Here is a 228-nt window from a genome sequence, read left to right on the forward strand (position 1 = left end):
CTGATGATCTGGGGTTCCAACGTGCCCCAGACGCGCACCCCGGACGCGCACTTCTACACTGAGGTCCGCTACAAGGGCGCCAAGAGCGTCGTCGTCTCGCCGGACTATTCCGAAGCGTCCAAGTTCGCCGACCTGTGGCTGTCGCCCAAGCAGGGCACGGACGCCGCGCTCGGCATGGCGATCGGTCACGTTATCCTGAAGGAATTTCACGTCGACCGGCAGGCCGAG

Annotated in this window: 1 protein-coding gene; it reads left to right on the plus strand. The window is 64.5% G+C overall.

Translation table 11 applies throughout. The annotated features are described in order from the left end of the window. A partial coding sequence (locus R0J92_RS27565) for a molybdopterin-dependent oxidoreductase (protein ID WP_411054018.1) occupies positions 1–228 on the plus strand: 228 nt, incomplete at both ends.

The sequence above is a fragment of the Tritonibacter sp. SIMBA_163 genome (genome assembly GCF_046535935.1).
Taxonomy (GTDB): Bacteria; Pseudomonadota; Alphaproteobacteria; order Rhodobacterales; family Rhodobacteraceae; genus Epibacterium; species Epibacterium scottomollicae.